Here is a 2,192-nt window from a genome sequence, read left to right on the forward strand (position 1 = left end):
TTGACGAACGGCCGGTCCCGCCGGGGGCTTGCGAGGTGGAGCGCGCGGGCGAACAGTTCCTTGCCGGTGCCGGACTCGCCGAGCAGCAGGACGCTCGCGGTCGCGTCCGCGACCTTCTCGACCTGTACGAGCGCGCGCAGCAGTGCGGGCGAGGTGCCGATGATGCCGTAGCGGGCCCGCTTGATGCGCAACTCGCGAGCGAGCATATCGTTGTGCTCCTCGAGCGCGCGTGTCTTCCGCTCGACCCGCTCGTTCAGGGTCAGCAACTGGCTGACCATCGTGGCGATGATGCGAAGGAGGGTGAGGTCGTCGGAGAGCGGTCGCTCCCGGTGGCGGATCCTGTGGCAGGCGATGGCGCCGACAGTTCTCTGCTCGACCCGGATCGGGAGCGCCAGGAACGACACCGCGCCACGGGGCAGTCGCGCGCGCTCGACCGCACGCCCTAGGAAGACCGGGTCATTGTCGATGTCCTGGACGATGACGAGGTGGCCGTCCTGGATGACACGCCCGGTGATGCCCTCGCCCGGCGCATACCGGCCGCGGGCGACCTCTTCGCGGGTCAGGCCGTAGGAATGGGCGATGCGATAGCCGGCGCCGTCAGGGTCCTTCAGGACGATGCGTCCACGGTTGAGCCCGACGATCTCCGAGAGCAGGTGCAGCATCTCGCGGGCGACCTGGTCGAGGTGCAGGCCCTTACCGACGAGGTTCATGACCTCTTGGATGAGGAACATCTCCTGCGTGCGCCAGTAAGTGCTCGACGTTGCGTTGCTTGCCCGCTCCTCCATGGCTGATCGCACCTCAGTTGCCCGACTGCCGTCGGCAACCTGCAAGCCCTGTGCAAGGAGAGGTGTGAGACACGCCAGCACCGCGTCCCCGAAGACGCGCCGGATGACCGGCAACCGATGCAAAGGCCGAAAGCGGCCCGCTCCCGTCCTCCCCGGAGGCGGCGGAAGCCGACATTCCCGCGGACCCCGCCATGTCGGCGATGCTGCGGGCAGACCCCTGAGATCGGGTGTTGGATCCCGCGGGATGCGCGCTGGGCCGAAGGCGCCACGGCAGCGCCCGCACGACGGAGGCGCTCCGTCGCGCAAGACAGCGCCGTCAAGACGGTGTGAGGGCCGCCGCCGGACGCTGCGGCGTCAGCCCGACGACGCCAGACGTGGCGAGCTCGGCAGACGGCGGCCGATGCGGCGAAGGGCCGAAAAGGCGATCAGCGCAAGACACGCGCTTTGCCGATGATGTCATCGGCTATGTCCACATCGATCTCGCAGAGGTCTGGACGGGAGATGGCACCCTCTACCTGTTCGTTGCCATCGATCGAACGTCAGAGCTGGCTTTCGCCAAGGTGGACGCTGACGCGAACCGCATCCTCACCATGTCGCGCCGGACGATCTCGATCGTCCAAGCCCAGAGCAGGTGCCCGAACACCTCCGAGAACACCTCATGGGCGGAAATGTCCCAGACCTGGGGCGCCCAGCCGCCCAGCGGCAGCAGGATGGCGTGGAACAGGAGGGTTATGATCAGTCCGAAGGCCAGTCCTTGCCCCAGCGTCACGAGCGGGCATGCCGTTGCGAGCAGGCAATAGAGCAGGCCGAAGACGATCGAGAAGCCCTGGTGCACCAGGGCGACGCCGTAATTGATGACGTGACCGGTGAAAACGTAGGTCATGTCCTCGGCGTTCAGGCCAAGCGCCTTGAGGATGGCGAAGGGTGGCGAGATGCGGCCGGCCTCCCGGGGCGGGAAAGGGATCTCGGATCCCCACTTGACGAAGCTCGAAAGATTTCCGCCTAGGAATCCCGCCCAGGCCGCGTATCCGTAATCGACAATACCGTCGTTTTTCGAATTTGTCCCCAATTTGTCCTCCATATGTAATTCTATGTCGTCCGTACAATCTCCCTAGTAATTCCGATCTTCTTATGTTTGCGGACATAGATCCAAAAAACGGATCGATCAACTGTCTGTATCACAGTTTTAAACCAAAAATTTGCAAAATCGTAATATGATTTAACCTAGAGATTTTGGTCGATTGCGGAGGTTGTTGTGAAAATATCGACTTTGATCGTCGCTGTGTCGGGATGTGTCGGTGCGCTGTGCGTGACTGTTACTGCAAAGATGGAAATCGACGAGTACAAATCATACAGTGATAGCGTCAATGCGCTGACGGGGCTTCCGCGTCGTGAAGATCCTGGCGC

At 63.0% G+C, this 2,192-nt stretch carries 1 protein-coding gene and 2 pseudogenes; 1 reads left to right on the plus strand and 2 read right to left on the minus strand.

Going from position 1 to position 2,192, the window contains the following annotated elements; all coding sequences use genetic code 11:
• Positions 1 to 785 (minus strand): GAF domain-containing protein (locus I53_RS12865; protein ID WP_043351288.1); only part of this gene is annotated, 785 nt, incomplete at its 3' end.
• Between the two features lie 458 nt (positions 786 to 1,243).
• On the opposite strand from I53_RS12865, the pseudogene I53_RS35095 reads away from it, so the two are divergent.
• Positions 1,244 to 1,348, plus strand: a pseudogene (locus tag I53_RS35095) (IS481 family transposase); the annotation flags it as partial.
• Positions 1,349 to 1,401: 53 nt separating this feature from the next.
• Here the strand turns inward: I53_RS35095 and I53_RS12870 are convergent.
• Positions 1,402 to 1,866, minus strand: a pseudogene (locus I53_RS12870) (DUF1440 domain-containing protein); the annotation flags it as partial.
• Positions 1,867 to 2,192: the final 326 nt, after the last annotated feature.

It is taken from the genome of Methylobacterium sp. B1, assembly GCF_000333255.1.
Taxonomy (GTDB): domain Bacteria; phylum Pseudomonadota; class Alphaproteobacteria; order Rhizobiales; family Beijerinckiaceae; genus Methylobacterium; species Methylobacterium fujisawaense.